This window comes from Psychrobacter sp. 1Y4, assembly GCF_051847555.1.
In genome coordinates this window covers 1-1,181 of sequence record NZ_JBPYDE010000105.1, presented here as the reverse complement: position 1 = coordinate 1,181, position 1,181 = coordinate 1, and the positions used below count along the sequence as shown (strand labels likewise).

Sequence of the window (1,181 nt, the reverse complement as noted above, 5' to 3'; positions counted from 1 at the left end):
ACGTGAGCCGCACCCAAAATGCGCTTGCGCTGTGTCAGACCTTGCTCGTAGCTAATGCCTGTTTCACCAACTGTGGCGCGGCCTGCATCATTCTGAATATGTGCCACCAAATTATCGGGGGCTTCGATAGATGGGACATGCCCCACGCCCTCAAAGACATCAAGACTGGCATCAGCAAATTCAGCTGCTAACGCCTCTAGCGCTGTTACCGGCGTAGAGACATCCTCTGCACCCGCGATAAGCGACACACGACTGGGATAATCGGCAAGTTTCCCACGGTTATCGACTTGCGCCAATACCTCACACAGCTTAGCGTAGCTTTCGTCATCCGTGCGTGACAGCTGCACTTGCCAGCCTCGTGAGACTTCAGGGTTTTGCTCGATATAAGCGGGTGCAAACCAGCGCGGTACGATGGTGGCTGCCATCTCGCCCAAGCCCAACTGGCGCACGTTAGCCGCACGTTCAGCCCACGCCGCCGCGGTACCAATGACCGCACCAGTATTGGTCAGCCATACCTGCTCTAAACGCTCAGCAGCTATTTGGCATAATGACTGACCAATCACGCCACCGATTGACGTACCAATAAAATTAAAAGTCTCAATCTGCAGGTGATCGGCAAGCGCCATAACATCCAATGCCAACTGCTCAGCACTCAGCCCTTCTGCAGCCGTGCCGCTACTACCGTGACCGGGGAAGTCCCAGCGCACACAGCGATAATGTCCATGCAGCCCATCACATAAGGTGTCCCACACATCACGGCTCATACCGAGCGGATGCGCCATAAAAAGCGCTGGCAAGTACGTCTCGCCGCTGTCTTGGTAAGCAATCAGGTGCGCGTCTGTGTTCAAAAATGCCATTATTCTTCTCCTACTCGTGAAACGATGAGCGCGATGCCTTGCCCCACACCAATACACATGGTGCATAGCGCACGCTGTGCATCGGTACGTTGTAATTCGTGAACCGCCGAAATCACGATACGCGCACCATATGCGCCTAGCGGATGACCTAAGGCGATTGAGCCGCCTCTAGGGTTAATCCGTGGATCACGGTCATCCAGTCCAAGGGCGCGTGAGCAAGCCAGTGCTTGTGCTGCAAACGCTTCATTTAGCTCAATAATGTCCATATCATCAAGCGTTAAATCGAGTTTCTTTAATAACTTTTGGGTCGCTGGTACGGGGCCA

Annotated in this window: 1 protein-coding gene and 1 pseudogene; both read right to left on the bottom strand. The window is 53.9% G+C overall.

Annotated elements, in window-relative coordinates; translation table 11 throughout:
- A partial coding sequence (locus ACS8FC_RS14535) for an alpha/beta fold hydrolase (protein ID WP_439297284.1) occupies nucleotides 1-857 on the bottom strand: 857 nt, incomplete at its 3' end.
- A pseudogene (locus ACS8FC_RS14530) lies at nucleotides 857-1,181 on the bottom strand (3-oxoadipyl-CoA thiolase); the annotation flags it as partial. The pseudogene ACS8FC_RS14530 and the gene ACS8FC_RS14535, both read right to left, overlap by 1 nt.